This is a genomic window from Rhodococcus sp. GB-02, assembly GCF_053470465.1.
Genome location: NZ_JBPUKE010000002.1, coordinates 1,503,409 through 1,524,266 on the forward strand (window position 1 = coordinate 1,503,409; position 20,858 = coordinate 1,524,266).

A 20,858-nucleotide genomic window follows, 5' to 3' on the forward strand; every position below is an offset into this window, starting at 1 on the left:
GGTGGTGCAGGTCACTGCGTGTTGAGCGAAAACTACGCCCTGACCTGGAGCTATGCAATGCATCAAAGTTTCAGACCAGGCGGTATACAACTTTTTTGTATGAGCTTTCGAGCATTTCTGCACTTATCCGCATAATTCATGGCCACATGCGACTGTTCTAATAGGAAGCGAGTACAGAAAAATCTCTGGAAAAGTTGGGACATCCATGACCGTCGACCTCGATTCCAAGCTCATTGCCGCACTTCAGCGCAATGGGCGAGCGACGTACCGCGAACTGTCCGCGGCGGTCGACGCACCACGAGCGGCGGTGTCCACCAGAGTCCAGGCACTGCTCGACTCCGGAACGGTGTCCGTGGTTGCCGTCGCACACCCCGAACTTCTCGGACTGAAGGCGCTCGCACACGTCTCGATCGCCGTGTCCGGACCGATGGCACCGGTGCTGGACGCGTTGATCGAATCCGAGGCCGCCGTCTACATCTCGGCAGTCAGCGGGCAGTACAACGTGATTGCGGAACTTCGGGTGCCCAGTCACGACGATCTGTACCGCGCCATCGCCGAACTCCGCTCACAACGTGGCGTTCGATCCGTGAGCACGCTGGTCTACGTCGACGTCATCAAGGGAATCTTCATGCCCGAGACCGCTTTACAAGCCGACATCCGACTCGATTCGACGGACGTTGCCTTGATCGAACTACTCGAGCGCAACGGGCGCATGCCATTTCTCGAGCTGGCCGAACATACCGGTCTGTCGCCGAGCGCCGTACGCAACCGCGTCAATCACCTGATCGCGAGCACGGCACTTCGCGTCGGAGCCGTCGTCAAGCGGCGAGGCGGTGGCCGGACATTGGCGATGGGCATCGGCGTCAACCTGGGCTCACGGGACGACAACGCGGTATCGGAGATCGAGTCGCTGCCCGGAATCGAATTCCTCGCCCGAACCCTGGGACGATACGACGTGATCGCGACGGTTGCCGCCAACTCCTCGAGCGACCTGCATGCGCTGTCCGAACGAATCCGCGGGATCGACGGTGTCAGCGGCTTGGAATCCTGGGCACATCTCGAGGTATTCAAGGAGCACTACGCCCGCAGCCTGGACGTACGGGGATAGTTCGCAAGTCATTGACCCACTTATGGGGGCACGCTAATCTCGGACAAGTCATTGACTCACTTACCCGAGGTTGCATATATGTCCGACTCCGGACGCAAGGTCGACACCGTCGCCGCGACGATCGAGGAGGCCATCGCGTCCGGACGATGGACCGTCGGGTCAAAACTCCCGCCGGAAACCGCACTGGTCGAGGAATTGGGAGTCGCCCGAAACACCATGCGCGAAGCGGTACGGGCGCTTGCACATGCCGGAGTTCTGTCCGTTCGCCACGGCGGCGGCGTGTACGTCACGGCGGCGTCGCCGGTCGAAGGGCTACTCGGGCGTCGACTCGCCAAAGGTGACGTTCTCGACGTGCTGAGCTTGCGACGCGGACTCGAGGTCGAAGCCGCACGACTTACAGCGCAGCGCCGCACCCCCGAAGACCTCGCACGGATCCACGCAGCCTGGAACACCCACCCCGATCACGCCGGCGGCTTCGGCACTACCGAAGCCGGCATGGCCCTGCACCTTTCGATCGTCGAGGCGTCACACAATTCCGCGCTGATCGACGTCTATCGGGGAGTCCTTGCCGCCGTGGCGGATTCACTGTCCGCGGTGTGCGTCGGTCCAGGATTCCACGTCGACGAGCATCAAGCCTTGATCGCAGCCATCGAAGAACGCAACCCCGACGAAGCAGCACGCGCGGCAGGCGCAGCACTCGATACGGTCATCGACGCAATCGAGAGGAGCTTGTCATGAATCGGAGAAACTGGAACAGCGCAACGTATTCGACTCTTGCCGAACACCTCTCACCGGCGTCGATGGAGGCACTACGCTCGATCGGACACGTCAGCACGGTGTACGACGTCTGCACCGGAACCGGGAACTTCGCCCTCCCGGCGGCCCAGTGCGGCATGGCGGTCCACGCACTCGACCTCTCCGGCAGCCAGCTCGAGGCCGCGCGCGAACGCTGGATTCCCCGCCCCGGCATCACTGAACCCACCTTCACGATCGGCGATGCACAGTCCTTGCCGTGGCCGGATTCGAGCGCCGACGCCTGCGTCAGCATCTTCGGGATCATCTTCTGTCCCGACCCAGCGATCGCTCTCGCAGAGATGATGCGGGTGACCCGGCCAGGCGGAAAGATCTGCGTCGCAACGTGGTCGGAGAACGGGTGGGCAGCAGCACTCCGCAGAGAGGCAGCCTCAGCATGGAAAGGCATCACACCGCTACCGACGACGTGGGCGAGCTCCAGCGAATTCGAGAAGGCAGGAGCGGGATTGGAATCGGTGAGCTCGTCCTCTCATGTGCTCGAGTGGCACCTACCAGCCGGGTCGGACCCCGTCGAGGAACTGTGCGACCAGGCACCGGCGTTGAAGAACTTTCGCGAGGCAGTCAGAGAAACCGAAAGCTGGGCTTCGATGTCCTCTCACCTGCGCTCGACGCTTGCTCCCTTTCTCAGGTCGAGCGCAACCGGACCCGTCGCTACCAGTGAATACATCCTGCACGTCGGGACTGTCCCGAGCCCTAGGACCGCACCCCTTCGAACGCGCGGGTAACCCGTGGGGCCGGATACGGTCTCTTCATTCACCGTCCACCGACCCGAAGAGGCCCGCTCGATGTCTGAATCTAACTCCCTGACTGAAACGAAGCAAGCGTCGAAACACACCTTGTCCATGACCGTCCTCATGACGCCGGACATGTCCAACTTCTCGGGCAACGTGCACGGCGGAACGATTTTGAAGTTCCTCGACCAGGTTGCCTACGCGTGCGCGAGCCGATACGCCCAGACCTACGTCGTGACCTTGTCGGTGGATCGTGTGGTGTTCCGCGAACCGGTGCATGTCGGAGAACTCGTCACGTTCAGCGCTTCCGTCAATTACACCGGGCGCACCTCGATGGAAATCGGGATACGTGTCGAAACCGAAGACATTCTTCTCGGAAAATCTCGACACACAAACAGTTGTTACTTCACGATGGTAGCAATGGGCAGCGACGGAAAACCCGCTGAGGTACCCCAACTCCGACCGACCGGAACAGTCGCGAGGCAGCGGTTCGAAGCCGGGCGTCGGCGTCGTGAACTGCGCAGAGAGAACGAGCTTCGTGAACACTCCATCCGGGCCGCAGTTCGCGACTTAACGCCCGAACACGACGACTAAATCCAGTCTGCTCCCCAACGACGGCGGAATCAGCGTGCTGGTCATCCTCCCTGCCCTCGACAAGCTCGGATCGTTCGCTGACGACCTGTCTACCCCTTTCCTCGAGTACACCAACGCATTACCCGGCGTTCCGCCGATTCGTCGTGGGCACCTCGTGGGGAAGATCGTTGGTACCAAACACTTCTCCACAACCCTCACCGAACCGGTAGGTAACGGGTTCGCACTCATCGGCGACGCCGCGGCGACCAACGACCCGTTGGGGGCATCGGATGCTCGTGGGCACTCGAGACCGCTCAGATGCTTGTCGGCGCCACCGCGCTCATGCTGGTGGAGATGACGGCACACACACTCGATTCACATCGCAACGTGAACGCCACATTGACCGAATACCGCAGTGCTAGAGCGAGTATGACGAGTCACATCGACTACATGAGTGGTTACGCCGGTGGGCGAGAGTTCACCGTATTCGAACGTCTGCTGATCTCCGCGACCACCCATGACAAAGACGAATCTCGAAGGTTCTACTTGTTCGTCTCCCGGTTGATACCTGCCGAGCAGTATCTCTCGGCTCGCTCGGTCGCTCGGTCGCTCGGTCGCTCGGGCAGCACAAAAACATCTCAGGCACCGTCTGCGTCGTAGATCTGTGGCCTGGACGTAATCTGCCAAGCGTTTTTTCGGCGCCCGCAATGGGGAACCCTCCGATCGCAACCGAGCCGGAGGAGCGACCATGCGTGCACACATCGCCATTCCGAGTGAATCGACATGTCACAGGTACGTAGTCGCTGTCGCCAGCTCCACCTTCGCCGAGTCGGTGATCTGGTGCGACGGTCCCGCGTTCGACGCAGTACTCGTTCTGGGTAGCGAAATTCCGCAGCACAGCGGCCACCGAGCGGTACTCGCCTGGAATCACTACTTCGGGTGGGCTCTTGGTGTGGAAACCACACCGGATGCATCGTTCGCCGTTGTCGAATGCCTCGGCATCGGGAGAATGCCGGATCCGGAACTGTGCGCCGACCGCGCTGTCGAGTTGATTGCCCAGGCGGGTAGTTAAGGAACTCGTCGCGCGGCGCGCAATCCGCCGGGCATAAGATCGAGCGCGAGTTTCGCACGCCCGACGAAAGAGAGCCCGACATGGACCCGCTGAACAGGCCTGCCGGTCAGCTGGCTCTCGAGAACGAACCGGACGGCAGGGCGACTTTGCGCGCGCGTCAGACGCCCCGCAGTGAGCGTCGCAAGATCGGGAAAGGCCTGCGCAAGCGAGTGGCACGCTCGTCGCTCGGTGATTGGACGACCCCACCCAACCGACGTGATCCGGTCGATCAGGTCAACACGGCACACGAGGGAAGACTCGACTGGTTGGTTCCGATCCGTGTGGGACGCATGGTCGCTTCACCGTACGGATTCCTGCGCGGTACCGCCGGCTTGATGGCCGAGGACATGGCGCAGCTCCCGTCAACCGGCATCACTCCCGTCATCTGTGGGGATGCGCACGTCGGAAACTTCGGGTTCTACGGGTCCCCGGAACGCGAACTTGTCATAGACCTCAACGATTTCGACGAAGCACATCCGGGCCCCTGGGAATGGGACCTGAGAAGGTTGGCTGCGAGCATCTGGGTGGCCGGGCGGCAGAACGGTCTCACCGAAGCTCAATGCGAAACAGCAACAACCTCGTGTGTGTCCGCATATCGCCTCCACTTGGCAAAGCTGTCCGAGCGTCCTCTGTTCGATCGCTCCTTCGACCGGGTCGATCTCGACGGACTCACCGACCACGTCACTGATCCCGGGTTGCTGGCCGAGATCCGACGCGCCGCGGAGCGCGCACGACGGCGTACGAGCGATCACGCGGTGCCCCGGTTCACCGTCGAGGATCACGGACGGCGCCAGTTGGTCGAGAACCCGCCGCTCACAACACGACTCACGCCGCAGGACACCGACTTCCTCCTGGAGGGTCTGGACGAGTATCTCGAAACCCTTGCACCACACTGGCGCCGAGTCGTCTCGGGATACAACGTCATCGACGTTGCGCACCGGGTTGTCGGAGTCGGAAGCGTCGCTCTGCGTGCGTATGTCGCCCTGTGCGAAGGGAGCATCCCGGACGACGTCATCTTCTTGCAGCTCAAGCAGGCTCGCCGATCCGTCGTTGCACCCTTCGTGCACGGTGACTCGGCCTGGCACGACCATCAAGGACGACGCGTCGCGGAATACCAGCAGGCTCTCCAGACAGTCAGTGATCCACTGCTCGGGTGGTGCACCGTGGACGACCGCCAGTACTACGTCCGTCAGTTCCGGAACATGAAAGGTTCTGTGGACCTGAACAATATCGATGCAGCAGCCTTGACCGATTATGTCGCGATCTGCGGTCGCCTACTGGCCAAGGGACATGCACGAACCAGTGGCGCGTCACTGATTTCCGGTTACCTGGGAACCTCGGACACGGTCGACACCGCCCTCACCCGGTTTGCTCGGCTCTACGCCGATCAGACCGAACGTGACCACGACGCCCTGTGCCGGGCGGTGTCGGCCGGCACGCTCGCCGCGGAGCCGGGAATCTGACCCTCACGCCGCGACGATCCTGCCCTGTTCGAATTTCACTCCACCCCAGATTCCGGTCTGGCCATTGGCAGAGGCGAATTCACGACATGAATCCACAATCGGACATCTGCTGCACACGTCGGTGGCGTAGTCGTACCCCTCGGACGGAAAAGGAAACCAGCGGTCCGGCTCGGGGTCTCCTCGACATTCCGCCTGCCACCAGGTTCGGTCGTCCGAGATCGGCAGAAGCTCAGCCAGATTCGAGATTTCGTCAGCGCACATCACTTACTCCTTTCGACCGTCACGTCCGACTCAATTCACGCCAGATCTTCTGCTGCACCTTCTCGATGCGGCGAGGTGCCTTCGGTTCCCACAGCAGCCGCATGCCGGCCTCAGCCGGTGTGCGATCCGCTTTGTGCTGATTGCAGGAACTGCAGCACGCCACCAGATTCCCCCACGTATTGGGCCCGTTGCGGCTTCGCGGCTGGACGTGGTCGATGGTCGTTGCTCTGGCGGCGCAGTACACACATTGACGACCGTCCCGGTCGAAGATGCCGGCGAAGGTCGCTCGGCTGGAATCGGTGACCGTAACCCGGTGGGCGACATACACGTACTCGGCAAGCAGGATCGTCCGAGGCAGTGGGATCTCGACGTGCTTGGAGCGCACCGGAAATATCGGGATCACGTCTTCGGTGGACTGCGCGGAACCGGTGGCGATCAGGACGACCGCACGATCGGCGCTCACTTCACCGAGGTACTCGTACGTTGCGTTGAGTACCCGGACGGACCGGTTCATCCAACTGTGAGAAGCGGCGGTAGATGCGCGGTTCGGGTTCCGCATGAGACGTCTCAGTTCATGTCGAGGAGTGGAACTCCTGGACGTGAAGACGGGTCAGGAGCAAATACAAGAAACGGGGAACGGCATATATTCAGCGCCAATCTGTTCCCCGAATGCGGGATGGGAAATGCCGCGGGGTGAGTGCCCGCGCAGGTGCAACGCTTGCTTCGAGTCGCGCATGCCTGTCCCTTCCACTTCTTGTTCTCTTCACCGGCGATTGCCGGCGCCCATCATCACACGGAAGGCATCCTCAGCGATATTGATTTATCAGGCCGGAAGAGCCGTCCTGGAAATACCGCGGTTTGACGCCGGAACACGCGGCTTGATCGAATGAGCCATGACTTCGTCGTACATCGACTTACGCTCGGACACCGTCACCAAGCCTGACGCGGAGATGCGCAAGGCGATGGCTGACGCCGAGGTCGGTGACGACGTCCTCGATCACGACCCGACCATGGCGGCGCTCGAGGAAGAAGTGGCGCACACTCTGGGGTTCACGGCCGCACTGTGGGTGCCGAGCGGATCGATGGGCAACCTGATTGCGCTGATGCTCCACCTTCGCCGCGGCGATCAGTTCCTCGCACCGGAGCACTCTCACGTCCTGGGTTCCGAATTGGGCACCGCCGCCTGGCTCGCCCAGGGAATGCCGATGGCATTGCCGCATGACGGCGGACCCGGGCGTCCCAGCCCCGAGACGGTCGTGAAGGCGGCGGGCTCCCCCGGCCCGTACTTCACGTTGAACACCACGCTGCTCTGTCTCGAGAACACCCACAATTTCGCCGGCGGCGCCGTCATGAATCCGACGGAGTGGACGAAACTGGTCGCCGCGGCGCGATCACGCGACTTGAAGGTTCACCTCGATGGCGCCCGCCTCTGGAATGCCGCTGCTGCACTCGATGTTTCGCCCACCGAATTGACTTCCGGCGCCGATACCGTCCAGGTGTGCCTGAGCAAGGGACTCGGTGCGCCGGTCGGCTCGATTCTGGCCGCATCACCTGAATTGATCACCGAAGCCCGAAGGATCCGCAAGATGCTCGGCGGCGGCGTTCGTCAGGGCGGGGTGCTTGCCGCAGCCGGCATCGTCGCGCTTCGCTCACAAGCTCGCCTGTCCGACGATCACGACAATGCGCAACGCCTGGCGTCGGGCCTTCGTGAGCGCGGTTGGGCTGTCGACGAACCCGCAACCAACATCGTTCTCGCTGCCACAGCCGATCCGTCGGCTACCGTCGCTCAGCTGGCCGCTGTCGACGTCGGTGCGGTCACCGTCGCCGGGAAGGTTCGGTTCGTGACACATCGAGACGTGAGCACTGCCGACATCGACACCGTTCTGTCCCGAGTGGCCTCCTGAACTACAGAACCAGCGGTTGAACCTCCTGCGCGACAAGGCGAATGAACTCTCGGACGTCCGGCTCGTCAACGGTCGGTTGGAGTACCACGGTGGTCGCACCTGCGTCAGTCCATCGTTGCGCTGCTACCGCAACTTCGGCCGCGGTGCCCGCGGCAATCGCTTCCTCCGGCGACTCGCTACCGGACGCTGAGGCTTCGGCAAGGGCGCGCTCACGACCGCCTGAACCAAACGCGCAGATGACGTAAACGACCACCTCGTGATCCTGTGCTCCGATGTGAGCGATCGCTCGACGCACGCCGTCCGGGGTCGTCCCTCCCGAGAGCACGGTGCCCTGAGCCAACTCGCCACTGAGCGCCAAAGTCTTCGGCCCCGTGGCACCGACGAGCAACTGCGGCACCTTTTCCGGGGGCCACGCCAGCTCGACGTCCGTGAGATTCACGTATCGACCGGAAACCGTCACCGACTCACCGCGCAGTAGCCGCTCGACTGCTCCGAACTGCTCCCGGAGGAGGGTCAACGGCGAATCGGCCTTGGCGCCGATCTGCCGCATCCAACTCTGAACGCCGTGACCGAAGCCGACCCGCAGTCGATCCGGATGAACTCTGGCCAGCGCCGAAACCTCCATCGCCGTGATCGCAGTGTTGCGCATCGGGGTCGGCAGCACACCGATCGCTACTCCCAGACGCTCGGTTGCAGCCAATACAGCTGCAGCAGTGGCAATTCCTCCGCCGAAGAAGCAGTCCTCCCACAGCCAAACCTCCTCGATACCCGCTTCGTCGGCATACCTCGCATGCCGAACCAGATCCTCCGGGGACTGCTCCGGGCGCACGACGACGGCGATCCGTGCGGCGCTCATGCCGTCACCAGAAACGCGGCGATCTCGTCGGCTGTTCGACGGCCCTGTTCGCGGCCGAGCTCAGCTGCCGGACGTCTGGTTGTCGGCGAGAGGGAGTTGGTTCCGATCGCTTCGACGACGGCGTCGTCGGCGAAGATCGGCAGTACGCGCTTGGGCGCTATCACATCGATTTCCTCTCGTAGACTGCCGCCCAGAAGATTCGGGGCGGGGTCGGCCGCAGGTGAAAGAACCACGACCACATCGCAGTCGGCAGCCAAATGAACATTCGAGCCACTTGCCATTCCGCCGTCCATGTACCGCTCGCCGTCGATCGTGACTACCGGCCACACCCCGGGGACAGCGCAACTCGCTCCGACTGCGTCGATCAGGTCGACGCCGGAGGCATTGCCGAACACCCTCAACTCACTGGTCTCCGCGTTGATCGCCGGGATGCGCAACTCCCGGTCGGGCCACAACCGATTGGGCAGCCGCGCCTCGATGACCGCACGACGCACGACGGGTTCGACGGTATCGGCTCTCATCGCTGCCTCGCCGAGCAAACGGAGCTGCTCGGCCCGGTCCTGCGACCCTGCGATCGCGTCGACGAACATCTGACCGAGTACCTCGACATCGACCTTCGGATCGATCTCGCCGGTCGCCTCCGCTGTTTGTGCGTCGAAAAGTTCTTGCAGTGGTGCCCCGCCCGCAATCTGAGCGCCCACCGTGGAACCTGCAGAGGTGCCGATCAGCACGTCCGCCGTCAGCAGCGATGCAGCAGTGTCAGGTGATTTGTCCTGAACGCCCAACAGGAAACCTGTTTCCCAGGCGATTCCCGCAACGCCGCCACCGGCAAGTACCAACCCCAATTTCACGCCGTCCACCTCTCGTCGATCGTGATCCGTGCCCGAAGTCGACGTTAGACCTACTCTGAAATGATGTTCATGCGCAGCGCAAAGACATTTGTTCCCGACGCACTCCGCGGGTTGATCGCATCCACCGACGACATCGCCTGGAATCCCGACCCTGGATACCTCACACGCGCGAGGCCACTTCCCCGCGGACGGGTCGCGCTCGTCTCCGGCGGCGGCTCCGGTCACGAACCCATGCACGCCGGATTCATCGGCGAAGGAATGCTCACGGCCGTCTGCCCCGGGTTGGTCTTCAGCTCACCCAACGCACTTCAGATCCACAAGGGATCCAAGGCTGCCGCTGCAGGAGGTGGCGTCCTGCACATCGTGAAGAACTACACCGGCGACGTGATGAACTTCGGTATCGCGCGAGAATTGCTACGCGAGGACAAGATCGATACCGACGTCGTACTGGTGGACGACGACGTCGCGACCGAACGCGCAGACGGAAGCGGCCCGGGGCGGCGCGGTACTGCGGCGACCATCGTGGTGGAGAAGGTGTGCGGTGCATCCGCCGCCCGCGGTGACGACCTGGCCGAGGTGACCCGGATCGGACAACACGTCGCACACTCCGCACGAAGCATGGCCGTCGCTCTGCGCCCTTGTACCTTGCCGGGGGCTGACGAGCCGTCCTTCGACCTACCGGACGGCCAGATGGAACTCGGTATCGGAATCCACGGCGAACGCGGCACAGAACGCGTGGACGCCCTGCCCGCACCGGAATTGGTGAAGCGGCTGACGGACCCGATCATCAAGTCCCTGAGTCTCGCCGAAGGTGATCGCGTCATCGCCGTCGTCAACGGTCTCGGTGCAACCCACCCACTGGAGTTGCAAATACTGTTCGCCGAACTCGGAGAATATCTGGACGAACAGGGAATTCACATCGAGCGGACATTGATCGGAACATTCGTCACTGCATTGAACATGGCCGGGGCATCCATCACCCTTGTTCGCACAGACAAAGAAATCCTCGAATTATGGGACGCACCAACAAAAGCGCCCGCCTGGCCGAATGCTATGGGGCGTGAGTACACCGGTGTCGGCAAGCGCGAATCATTCGGTCCCACATTCACACCCGACACCTCACGCACGGCCGAAAGCAGCTTCGTCGGCAGCTGGATTGCGGACTGGGCCGAAAAGGTACTGGAGCAGGAACCGGCACTGACCGATCTCGACCGACGAGCGGGCGACGGCGATTTCGGAACCAACATGGTGGCCGCACTGGATCAGCTCGACATCTCGGCAATCCGTGACACATATTCCACCGCAACGATATTCGATGCAGTCTCACAGGCGTACCTCGGCCATGCCGGTGGTACGTCCGGCGCGTTGTTCGGCATCTGGTTCCGGCATTTCTTCCGCGTCGCCGCAGACTCGGCGGACTCCGAACTCGACCTCGGCGCGATCGCGGCTGCAGCGCGAGCGGGGCTCGACAACATCACTTCGCTCGGCGGCGCACGCGTCGGCGACAAGACGATGGTCGACGCGATAGTTCCGGCGGTCGAGTCGTTGGAGCAATCCGTGAGCTCGGAAGCCGATCGAGATGCTGCGCTGGCGAGCGCAGCGGAAGCCGCAGCGGCCGGGGCGGAGTCGACCGAAACCATGCTCGCAAACCGCGGACGTGCAAGTTATGTGGGCGAAGCCGCTCGCGGAGTGGTCGATCCAGGAGCGCTACTCATAGCGTGGTTCTTCGCCAGTGCAGTGGGTCACTAGCGAGCACTTCGGAGCTGTGACTAATCTGGCAGCCACAGCACATCGTTTGTGACGACCCGTGGGCAAAAGCACCGGTCTCACACACCACACAGGAGCAGCCCATGCTGAGCACCATGCAAGACGCCCCCCTCTCCATTGCTCAACTTCTCCGCCACGGTGCCTCCGTTCACGGCGCCTCCGAAGTTGTCACGTGGACCGAGTCCGGCCCGCGCCGTGTGTCCTACGCTGACGTCGGCAAGCGCTGCGCACAGCTCGCGCACGCCCTGCGCGGGCTCGGCGTCGAGGGCGACGAGAGAGTCGCCACGTTCATGTGGAACAACTCCGAGCACCTCGAGGCGTACCTGGCGATCCCCTCGATGGGCGCTGTGCTCCACACCCTGAACATTCGTCTGTTCCCCGAGCAGTTGATCCATGTCGCCAATCACGCCGAGGACCGCGTGATCATCGTCGACCCGTCCCTGATTCCGCTTCTCTCTCCGCAGCTTCCGTCGCTGACTACCGTCAAGCACATCGTCGTCACCGGCTCCTCCACTGCAGGACTCGAAGCTCCCGAGGGAGTACAGGTTCACACCTACGAGGGCTTGATCGCCGATCAGCCCACCGAGTTCGACTGGCCCGAGGTCGACGAACTCAGCGCTGCCGCAATGTGTTACACGTCCGGCACTACGGGTGACCCCAAAGGCGTCGTCTACTCCCACCGTTCGATCTACCTGCACTCCATGCAGGTCTGCATGAGCGACGGCCCCAACCTCGCGCAGGGCGATCGTGCACTCGCCGTGGTGCCTCAGTTCCACGCCATGTCGTGGGGACTTCCCTACGCCGCATTCATGATCGGTGCTTCGCTGATCATGCCCGACCGCTTCCTCCAGCCTGCCCCGTTGGCTGCGATCATCGCCAGCGAGAAGCCGACGTTCGCCGCAGCCGTACCCACCATCTGGCAGGGCCTGCACCTCTACCTCGAGCAGAACCCGCAGGACATCTCCTCGATGCGCGAGGTTCTTATCGGCGGGTCCGCGGTACCGCCGGCCCTCATGCACGCATTCGAAGCCGATCACAACGTCTCGGTCCTGCATGCCTGGGGCATGACCGAAACCTCCCCGCTCGGATCCGTTGCCCGCCCGCCGGCCGGCGTCACCGGCGACGCAATGTGGAAGTACCGCTACTCCCAGGGGCGATTCCCGGCATCCGTCGAGGCACGTCTCATCGACGACGACGGCAAAGTTGTTGCACACGACGGAGTTTCCGTCGGCGAGCTGGAAGTGCGCGGCCCCTGGATCACCGGGTCGTACTACGGCGTCGACGCGGAAGACAAGTTCAACGACGGCTGGCTCAAGACCGGCGACGTCGGATCCATCACGGCCGACGGCTTCCTGAGCCTGTCCGACCGCTCCAAGGACATCATCAAGTCCGGCGGCGAATGGATCTCATCGGTCGACCTCGAGAATGCCGTCATGGGTCACCCCGATGTCACCGAAGCTGCAGTCATCGGCGTGCCGGACGAGAAGTGGGACGAGCGCCCGTTGGTCGCGGTTGTTCTTCGCGCCGGTTCCGAGACCACGATGTCCGAACTCCAGCAATATCTTTCGGACAAGGTCGCCAAGTGGCAGCTCCCCGAGAACTGGGCTGTGGTTCAGGAAGTCCCGAAGACGAGCGTCGGCAAGTTCGACAAGAAGCGCCTGAGGGCCGACTACCACGAGGGCGGACTCGAAGTAACGCGACTCTGACACGGAGTGAATTCTGAAGTACGAATACTGAAGGTGGGCAACAGGTTTTCGACCTGTTGCCCACCTTCGTTCAGGCCGAGACACTGTTACGGACGATGCCCGACCGTATGAAATGCGATGTCGACGTACTTCTGCGCCAATTGCGACGGTGACATCGGGCCACCGGTCTGAAACCAACGCGGTAGTGACTGCGCCATACCGAGTATGGCCCGGACGGTCTCTTCGGTGTCGGCGACCGAGAAATCTCCAGACGCCACACCGTCATCGACGATCCTGCGCATGAGCAACTCGAGCCGCTTACGACTGGCGGCGTATCGGCTGCGGCTTTCCGGTGAGACATGCCGGATCTCGGTGTCCAACGCAGCATGCCGCGACCGGTGGGTCATGTAGAGCACAATCGCCTCCACCACCAACGCGAAGCGTCGTACCGGGTTTTCGCCGGCTTCCGCCTCTGCCGCTTCGGTTCTGGTATTCAGCTCACTCATCGAGATCTCGAACAGAGCGACGAGGACTGCCTCTTTGTTCGCGTGGTGATAGTAGAGCGCGGGAACGGTTACCCCGACACGATTGGCGATCTGCCGCACAGTCGTGCCGTGGTAACCGTTCTCGTCGAACAACTCGAGCGAGGCCGTCAGGATGTCGGTCATCACCAGCGGCGGGAAGGACCTCCAGTCCGCTGCCACCGAATTCACCGACCTCACCTCGCCAGTCATGTATTGGCCGAAATTACCGCGGTGCCATACGGATTGCACCGTCGAGGCGGATCGTCTCACCGTTGAGCATCGGATTGGAGACGATGTGCGCAGCAAGCGCGCCGTACTCGCTGGGATCACCCAGGCGTGAGGGGTGGGGCACCTGCTGACCCAACGATGCCTGGGCAGCTTCAGGCAGTCCTGCCAGCAACGGGGTCTTGAACAGGCCGGGTGCGATGGTGTTGACGCGGATCAGCAGCGACGCGAGGTCACGGGCGATGGGAAGCGTCATACCGACGACGCCGCCCTTCGACGCGGAGTACGCAGCCTGCCCGATCTGACCGTCGTACGCTGCGACCGAGGCGGTGTTGATGATGACGCCGCGTTCGCCGTCGATGGGTTCGGTCTTCGAAATACGTTCCGCAGCAAGACGAAGGACGTTGAAGGTGCCGATCAGGTTGACGTCGATGACCTTCTTGAACGCGTCGAGCGGGAAGGCGCCCTTCTTGCTGACCGTCTTGACTGCGTTGCCGATTCCGGCGCAGTTGACTGCCACGCGCAGGGGTCCGAGAGACTCGGCCACGTCGAGTGCAGCGGTGACCGCAGCCTCGTCGGTGACATCTGCCGCCGCGAAGCGGACCCGGTCGCCGAGTTCCTTGGCGATGGCTTCACCGTTCGACGACGGAAGGTCGATGATGACGACGCTGGCGCCGTCGGCAAGAAGGGCTTTGGTGGTGGCCAAGCCGAGGCCGGATGCTCCACCGGTGACGACGGCGACGCTGTCGTTGACGATCATGGGAGTTCCTTTCGAAAGGTTATGTTTTTCAGATACGTTCGATGATGGTGGCGTTGGCCATGCCGGCGCCCTCGCACATGGTCTGCAGACCGTAACGTCCGCCGGTGGCCTCGAGGTGGTTGACCATCGTGGTCAGCAGACGAGTACCCGAGGACCCAAGGGCATGGCCGAGAGCAATGGCGCCGCCCCACGGGTTGAGCTTTGCCGGGTCGGCGCCGAACTCGTGAGCCCAGGCGAGTGGCACGGGAGCAAATGCCTCGTTGACCTCGTACGTGTCGATGTCGTCGATACTCAGACCGGCGCGAGCGAGCACCTTGTGTGTGGCCGGGATGGGCGCGGTGAGCATGAAGATCGGGTCATCGCCCGCGACGGAGAAGGAATGGAAGCGTGCTCGCGGCGTCAACCCCAGCTTCGACGCCATTTCTTCGCTCATGATCAGTGCCGCGGACGCGCCGTCGGTGAGCGGCGACGAGTTACCGGGAGTGATCGACCACTGCGCCTCGGGGAAACGCTGCGCGTACTTCTCCGAGTAGAACGACGGCTTCAAGCCGACGAGGCCCTCTGCGGTAGTGGACGCACGAACCGTCTCGTCGACGGTGTGCGAGAAAGTCTCACCGGCAGCATCGGTCACCGAGATCGGCAGGATTTCCTTGTCGAAGAGCCCCTTCGCCGCTGCCTCCGCTGCACGCTGGTGGGACTGCGCAGCGAATGCGTCGAGAGCCTCGCGGTCGAACTTCCACTTCGCAGCGATCAACTCCGCGGAGATGCCCTGATTGACCAGTCCTTCGGGGTAGCGAGCCGCGATACCCGGACCGGAAGCGTCCTTCCCCATCGTCGTAGTGCCCATCGGGACACGACTCATCGATTCGACGCCCGCCGCGATCACGATGTCGTATGCACCGGCGATCACACCCTGCGCCGCAAAGTGCGCAGCTTGCTGACTTGATCCGCACTGGCGATCGATCGTGGTGGCGGGTACCGACTCGGGGAATCCTGCCGAGAGGACCGCGCTGCGGGTTATGTTGAGAGCCTGCTCACCGGCCTGTCCGACACAACCGCCGATTACGTCGTCCACCAGGGCGGGGTCGAGGCCGTTTCGCGAGGTGATGGAACGCAGAACGTGGGCCATCAGTTCGACGGGGTGCGTCCCGGACAGTGCTCCGCCCGGCTTCCCCTTACCGGACGCGATCCGGACTACATCGACGATCACTGCCTTGGTCATCTTCGTTCCCTTCGAGGACGTGCATTGCTGGGGCGGTCCGGCACCCGAGTTTCGTGGCGCCGGGCACCGGACCGAGATCGAGGGCGCACCTGACTTAGCGCTCGCTAAAGAACTACCACCGACGTGACCCGCGCGTCAAGAGGAACCGTCAGGCTTCGAAGCAAGTGCTGACCAACGATGGTTCGCGCGATCAGCAACCTCGCCAGGCCCCAAGCCATCCGTTAGTACTTTCGAATGATAGGTTTTCAATCTTCGCCCGAAATGTCCGGAATCGGATAACCTTCCGCCACAAGCAATCCAAGCCACATGGGGATTCGGGACGTGGCACCAATCGATGACAAACCGCAGGGGGACTGACCGGGAGGTTGAGCGTGGACCTGCGATACGTTGCCTTCACACGTGCCGACTCGCATTTCTACGACCGAATCAGAACTGCCACTCGACCTGAAACACCGACTGATCAGCACTTTGTCCCTGCAAAGTCTGTGGAGTGGTCACTCTGGCGGCGAGGTCCCCAAAGCGGGCCGTGGAACTACTTCCAACCGCCCGACGGTCTGCTGCCAGAACAAGGATGGAAGATTCACTGCTCCGCTACCCAAGCCAATGCACAGGAACTGCTCGATACTGTTTCCGCGTATTGCGGCCACAATCTGGTGCCGTTCAAATTTCTTCGGACGGCGACAGACCTCATGTTGTCCAACAGCAAGCAGGCCAATCGAACTTCCAGCGGAAAATTCATCACGATCTATCCGCCGGATGGTGTTGCCACACAACGTGTCATCACCGAACTGGACAGGCTTGTAGCGGGTGCCGACGGGCCCTACATCCTCAGCGATGTGCGCTGGAACCGTGGACCGCTCTACCTTCGATACGGCGCGTACCTGCCCATGCAGACCTACGATTCGTTCGGCGATCGTGTCCCGGCAATCCGGCGTCCTGACGGATCGCTCGAGCCAGATCTGCGCGGCACTTCCTTCAGAACTCCCGACTGGGTACAAATCCCGGACTTTGTTCGTGCGCAACAAGACAAACTCAAATCACCAGGTGAGTTCCCCTTCTCGATTCGAGAAGCCCTGCACTTCAGCAATAGTGGAGGAATCTACTCTGCGTTCGACAGCAGCGGCGTCAATCTGGTCATCAAAGAAGGCAGACCCTTCACCGCCCCGGACGCCAACGGCCGGTACGCAATCGACCGCATCCGCAACGAGTACGACAAGTTGACACACCTCGCCGACAACCCGTACTCACCTTCTGCCATCAGCTTGTTCGAGCGCGAGGGACACCACTTCCTTGTCACCTCGCGCGCTCCCGGCACTCCCCTGAATCAGGAAATTGCGCTCCGCTACCCACTGATACGTGCGGACCAGACACTCGGTTCCCGAACGGATTACAGAACCTGGGCGCTCGATATTGCACAACAGCTGACCACCGCGGTCGAGAGCTTCCACAACGCCGGAATCGTTCATGCCGATCTTCACCCTGGCAACGTCATGTGCTCACCGTCTGGTATTCGGATCATCGACTTCGAGATGGCCCATAACATCGACGCGCATCCGCCCCGGTCCACCGGAGCCCCCGGATACACCGCGCCGCAACAGTTGACAGGAATCGAGGCGGATCGATACTCCTTGGGATGCATCGAGCTGGGACTCTTTGTCCCACTTACTACATTGTTCCCTCTCGATTGCAACAAGATTCCCGAACTCATCGCCTATGCGGTGTCTCGATTCGATCTTCCTCATGCCTTCCGTGCCTCGCTCTACTCGATGCTCGACGTACAGCCGCCGGAACCGGAGGAACGCCCACATCGTTGGGACACGTCGTCGAAGGAAACCTTGCAACGTACGGCCGCTCTACTGCGCTGCGGCATCCTCGCCTCGCTTGATCTCTCCCGCTCTGATCGACTCTTTCCCGGCGACATCGCCCAGTTCGAACTGAACGGCTACGGCATTGCTCACGGCTCTTGCGGAAACCTGCTCGCCGACGATCTTCCCACCGACACCTTGGAGCCAGTTCTGGAATGGACTGAACACCAGGTTGATTCGGATGCGCCACCACAGTTCGGCTTCTTCGACGGGCTCGCGGGTGCGGTGCACACCTTTCGGCAACTAGGACGACACTCGACTGCCGACAGATGGGTCGAGACTTTATGCAGAGCCCCACTCGACGAGCTCGACTCCAGCCTTTTCAGCGGCCTTTCCGGAATCGGTTGCCTTCTACTCGAGGAATCGGTTTCACGACCGACGGTGTCACCCACTCTCGCTGTCGTGACCGAGACTCTGCGCGAACGAATTTCAGCTGCTCGCTTGCATGTCCGCGACACCGGCGGAACGCCTTGGGCAGTGGCCGGCCGAGGCGGGCTGATGCGGGGACCGAGCGGACAAGCGCTGTTCTGGACTCGCCACTACGAACTGAGCGGTGACCCTCGATCGCTGAAACACGCACGCCAGCTCGTCGACATCGATCTGTCTGTGATGCCGATGTGCCCCGACGGTTCGATGCAGCTGCGAGAAGAGCGCCGGACAATGCCGTATCTGGGATCGGGATCCGTCGGTGTGGGCCTGGTGCTTCTACAACTTGTGCGACATGTCGACGAACCGCGCTATGCGTCTGCCCTACTTGCCATAGCCCGCGCTGCCGCCGTCGAATTCACTGCCCAAGCCGGACTACTCAACGGGCGAGCTGGATTGATCCTTTTTCTGGTCGAGCTTTCCAGGACTCCCTATGTCGACTCCGATTGTGAAAGAACATTGGCCCAGCAGTTACAGCTTCTGGGCCACCACTCCGTCAATCACCAAGGAAGCCTGCACTTCCCAGGCGAGCAGAACCTGAGACTCTCGACAGACTGGGCAACCGGATCTGCAGGAATACTGGCATTGCTCCGACATACCGGCTCGGCAACTGCCCGACAGCCGTTTCCACTGATGTGTGCGTCGAACTGCCACATCTCCTAATTGTTCGGAAGTTATCACCACCGGGAGATTGGAGCACAGAAGTATCAGGCCAAGAACCTGAAATGAGATCAGTACCGCAAGAAAATTCGATCGATCAAATCCATCGGTAAGAACCGATCAACAAAGGAAATAACAATGGACGCTATTCTCTCCCTTCAAGATCTGTCAGTCGCCGCCGGCAACGTCGGAGATGCCGGCCAACTTGATCAGAACGCGGCAATCAGTTCGCTCAGCTTCTTCTGCTGAGCTCGGGCCGATACCTCGGATCAAATCCGGGGTATCGGCTTTCGAAATCCGTGCATATCACCAAACGAACAGTATTGTCTGATCATGAGACGCATCAACACATCACCGAGTCGCGTACGCCGATGATCTACGCGACCTGGCGACAATGCCGAGGGCAGATCGTATGGTCATTGGCGGTGATATTCCTCCTGATCCTGACCGCCGCAATCTCAGGATGGTTCGTTCAGCGTTCAGGCAAGAGTTGGGTTTTCGGAGATATCTGCTCACGCTGGTACGACGGAGGTGGCGGTTGCCGCGCCGACACCGCTCTCACCTTGACGACGCTTCTCGTACTTCTACTACCGTTCGTCTCAGGAATGCTGGTCGGCGTCACTACATTCTCGAGAGATTTCGAGCAGGGGCCCGAGAATCTCGATCTTCGGGAATCCACCAGCCTTGTTCGGTGGTATTTCTTGCGGATCCTGGTGGTCTTCGTGCCGGTCACGCTTGCGATGACACTCCTGGGTTTGGTGCTCGGCTGGACCCATTCGCTGGGTCGGGGAGCAACCGCAACAGATGAAATGACCTCGTTCTCCTTGATGGAGTTCCCCAATTTTCACACGACGGGAATCGTCTTCGGCGCCTACACCTTTGTCGCCATGGTCACCGGCAGCGCGGCCGCATTGCTCGTACGCAACACCGTCGTCGCAATGGTCACGACTCTTCTCGTGTTCTTCATCCTGCCCGTCGCACTGAGCGCGATGGTCCGCGAGCATTACACGGCTCCCGACATCGACGTCCAACCCATCGACGGACTGGCCCGTGCAGCGGAATACGCACCGTCGCCGTATCAAAATCTCGACTCGAGATGGGTCATCGGTGCCGGCTTCGCCGATACGGACGGCAACATCATCGACGCCGACTACTCAATGTGCTGGGGCTCAGACAATTCCGATCGCCAGCAGCAAGCCCTCGAAGTCGACAACTGCCTTCGAGCACAGGGAATCGATCACCATGCCGTGGTCTATCACCCGCAGAGCCGGTACTGGCATTTTCAGTTCATCGAGACTGCCGTGATGCTGTTGTGCTCCGGGTTGATGATGGCGCTCGCACTCGTCGGCGCACATGGACTGCGTCGGCAACCCGCCGAGAACCGAATGTCCGAAATGCCGAAATCGGTTTAACAGCAGCAATTTTCGATCAAACTGTTCTTGCGTTCGAATCTGTGTTCGAATATGATTGCCGCATGGACAGCCGGGATGCGTGGCAACTGGATGGCGAGGACCTCAAGAGTGAGGTTCTCGATCTGGTGCGTGTCCGGCACGAGTTGCAGTCGCGGATGGTGCTGCTGATCGTGGAGATGTTTTCCCGTGAGGTTCTCGGTGGGAAGGGTTTTCGGGCGATCGCGCAGTGGTTGCATGGTTCGACGAATCTGGAGATCGGTGAGTGCAGTCTGCTGGTCGGCCTGGCGCGGTTGTTGATGCTCGAACCTGTTGTCGCGGATGCGTTTCACCGGGGCGATGTTGATGCGTTGAAGGCGCGGCAGGTGGCGTCGTTTTGTCAGCATCCGCCGAAGAATATGACCCTGGCGGAGGTGGACAAAGCTCGCGGGATCTTGTTGTCGTTGGCGTCGAAGAATATTGCGGATTGTGATGCGGTGCGGGCGGCGATCCGGAGGATCGAGAAGCAGTACGGCAAGCGTGAGGACGGTGTTCCGGTCGGGGAAGACTCTGAGCGCAATGAGTTCTACGCCTCGAAAGGCCTGTACGGGCGGGTCACAGTCAAGGGCGATCTGGATGCGGTGAACGGGGCGCGGTTGATCACG

21 protein-coding genes are annotated in these 20,858 nt (G+C 61.6%); 14 read left to right on the top strand and 7 right to left on the bottom strand.

What is annotated here, in order from left to right:
* Window positions 1-205: 205 nt before the first annotated feature.
* From ACSW29_RS20420 to ACSW29_RS20455, 8 genes are all read left to right on the top strand, one after another.
* A complete protein-coding gene (locus tag ACSW29_RS20420; protein WP_317826098.1) occupies window positions 206-1,108 on the top strand; it encodes an Lrp/AsnC family transcriptional regulator in 903 nt (300 codons plus the stop codon).
* A gap of 78 nt (window positions 1,109-1,186) precedes the next feature.
* Complete coding sequence (locus ACSW29_RS20425; protein WP_448278139.1) at window positions 1,187-1,846, top strand: FadR/GntR family transcriptional regulator; 660 nt, start codon at window positions 1,187-1,189, stop codon at window positions 1,844-1,846.
* The gene (locus tag ACSW29_RS20430; RefSeq protein WP_448278140.1) at window positions 1,843-2,646 is read left to right on the top strand and encodes a class I SAM-dependent methyltransferase; all 804 of its coding nucleotides are present in this window, start codon (window positions 1,843-1,845) and stop codon (window positions 2,644-2,646) included. Before ACSW29_RS20425 ends, ACSW29_RS20430 begins: the two co-directional genes overlap by 4 nt.
* A 60-nt stretch (window positions 2,647-2,706) precedes the next feature.
* Complete coding sequence (locus tag ACSW29_RS20435; RefSeq protein WP_317826101.1) at window positions 2,707-3,246, top strand: acyl-CoA thioesterase; 540 nt, start codon at window positions 2,707-2,709, stop codon at window positions 3,244-3,246.
* Window positions 3,247-3,280: 34 nt separating this feature from the next.
* Entirely contained in the window at window positions 3,281-3,583 is a 303-nt protein-coding gene (locus ACSW29_RS20440; RefSeq protein WP_448278141.1) for a hypothetical protein, read from the top strand.
* A complete protein-coding gene (locus ACSW29_RS20445; protein WP_448278142.1) occupies window positions 3,580-3,885 on the top strand; it encodes a hypothetical protein in 306 nt (101 codons plus the stop codon). Before ACSW29_RS20440 ends, ACSW29_RS20445 begins: the two co-directional genes overlap by 4 nt.
* A gap of 88 nt (window positions 3,886-3,973) precedes the next feature.
* Window positions 3,974-4,297, top strand: coding sequence for a DUF6292 family protein (locus tag ACSW29_RS20450; RefSeq protein WP_003942947.1), 324 nt, complete (start codon window positions 3,974-3,976; stop codon window positions 4,295-4,297).
* Window positions 4,298-4,377: 80 nt separating this feature from the next.
* Window positions 4,378-5,799 (top strand): DUF2252 domain-containing protein, encoded by a 1,422-nt coding sequence (locus ACSW29_RS20455; protein WP_448278143.1) that lies wholly within the window; start codon window positions 4,378-4,380, stop codon window positions 5,797-5,799.
* Between the two features lie 3 nt (window positions 5,800-5,802).
* On the opposite strand, the gene ACSW29_RS20460 is transcribed toward ACSW29_RS20455, so the two are convergent.
* Window positions 5,803-6,060 carry a WhiB family transcriptional regulator gene (locus ACSW29_RS20460; RefSeq protein WP_448278144.1) on the bottom strand — a complete coding sequence of 86 codons (258 nt, stop codon included), beginning with the start codon at window positions 6,058-6,060 and terminating at the stop codon, window positions 5,803-5,805.
* A 19-nt stretch (window positions 6,061-6,079) separates the two neighbouring features.
* Window positions 6,080-6,619 carry an HNH endonuclease gene (locus ACSW29_RS20465; RefSeq protein ID WP_448278145.1) on the bottom strand — a complete coding sequence of 180 codons (540 nt, stop codon included), beginning with the start codon at window positions 6,617-6,619 and terminating at the stop codon, window positions 6,080-6,082.
* A gap of 334 nt (window positions 6,620-6,953) precedes the next feature.
* On the opposite strand from ACSW29_RS20465, the gene ACSW29_RS20470 reads away from it, so the two are divergent.
* Window positions 6,954-7,964 (top strand): threonine aldolase family protein, encoded by a 1,011-nt coding sequence (locus ACSW29_RS20470; protein WP_448278146.1) that lies wholly within the window; start codon window positions 6,954-6,956, stop codon window positions 7,962-7,964.
* A gap of 1 nt (window position 7,965) precedes the next feature.
* On the opposite strand, the gene ACSW29_RS20475 is transcribed toward ACSW29_RS20470, so the two are convergent.
* A complete protein-coding gene (locus tag ACSW29_RS20475) occupies window positions 7,966-8,820 on the bottom strand; it encodes an LLM class flavin-dependent oxidoreductase (protein ID WP_230815988.1) in 855 nt (284 codons plus the stop codon).
* Window positions 8,817-9,680: a patatin-like phospholipase family protein gene (locus tag ACSW29_RS20480; RefSeq protein WP_448278147.1), complete on the bottom strand. Its 864-nt coding sequence runs from the start codon at window positions 9,678-9,680 to the stop codon at window positions 8,817-8,819. Before ACSW29_RS20480 ends, ACSW29_RS20475 begins: the two co-directional genes overlap by 4 nt.
* A 51-nt stretch (window positions 9,681-9,731) precedes the next feature.
* On the opposite strand from ACSW29_RS20480, the gene dhaL reads away from it, so the two are divergent.
* Together dhaL and ACSW29_RS20490 are read left to right on the top strand one after the other, a co-directional pair.
* Entirely contained in the window at window positions 9,732-11,420 is a 1,689-nt protein-coding gene (gene dhaL / locus ACSW29_RS20485) for a dihydroxyacetone kinase subunit DhaL (RefSeq protein ID WP_448278148.1), read from the top strand.
* Window positions 11,421-11,521: 101 nt separating this feature from the next.
* The gene (locus ACSW29_RS20490) at window positions 11,522-13,144 is read left to right on the top strand and encodes a long-chain fatty acid--CoA ligase (RefSeq protein ID WP_003943212.1); all 1,623 of its coding nucleotides are present in this window, start codon (window positions 11,522-11,524) and stop codon (window positions 13,142-13,144) included.
* An 86-nt stretch (window positions 13,145-13,230) separates the two neighbouring features.
* Here ACSW29_RS20490 and ACSW29_RS20495 read toward each other — a convergent pair whose 3' ends face one another.
* From ACSW29_RS20495 to ACSW29_RS20505, 3 genes are read right to left on the bottom strand one after another with little or no spacing between them, the layout of a single operon-like run.
* Complete coding sequence (locus ACSW29_RS20495) at window positions 13,231-13,857, bottom strand: TetR/AcrR family transcriptional regulator (protein WP_230815984.1); 627 nt, start codon at window positions 13,855-13,857, stop codon at window positions 13,231-13,233.
* A gap of 13 nt (window positions 13,858-13,870) precedes the next feature.
* A complete protein-coding gene (locus ACSW29_RS20500) occupies window positions 13,871-14,632 on the bottom strand; it encodes a 3-hydroxyacyl-CoA dehydrogenase (protein ID WP_003942978.1) in 762 nt (253 codons plus the stop codon).
* A 28-nt stretch (window positions 14,633-14,660) separates the two neighbouring features.
* Entirely contained in the window at window positions 14,661-15,854 is a 1,194-nt protein-coding gene (locus ACSW29_RS20505; protein ID WP_448278149.1) for a thiolase family protein, read from the bottom strand.
* 371 nt (window positions 15,855-16,225) lie between these two features.
* On the opposite strand from ACSW29_RS20505, the gene lanKC reads away from it, so the two are divergent.
* From lanKC to ACSW29_RS20520, 3 genes are all read left to right on the top strand, one after another.
* A complete protein-coding gene (lanKC, locus tag ACSW29_RS20510; RefSeq protein WP_448278150.1) occupies window positions 16,226-18,808 on the top strand; it encodes a class III lanthionine synthetase LanKC in 2,583 nt (860 codons plus the stop codon).
* 422 nt (window positions 18,809-19,230) lie between these two features.
* A complete protein-coding gene (locus ACSW29_RS20515) occupies window positions 19,231-20,217 on the top strand; it encodes a hypothetical protein (RefSeq protein WP_448278151.1) in 987 nt (328 codons plus the stop codon).
* A gap of 62 nt (window positions 20,218-20,279) precedes the next feature.
* Window positions 20,280-20,858, top strand: a 579-nt coding sequence (locus ACSW29_RS20520; protein ID WP_448278152.1) for a DUF222 domain-containing protein, incomplete at its 3' end; no start/stop codon positions are given.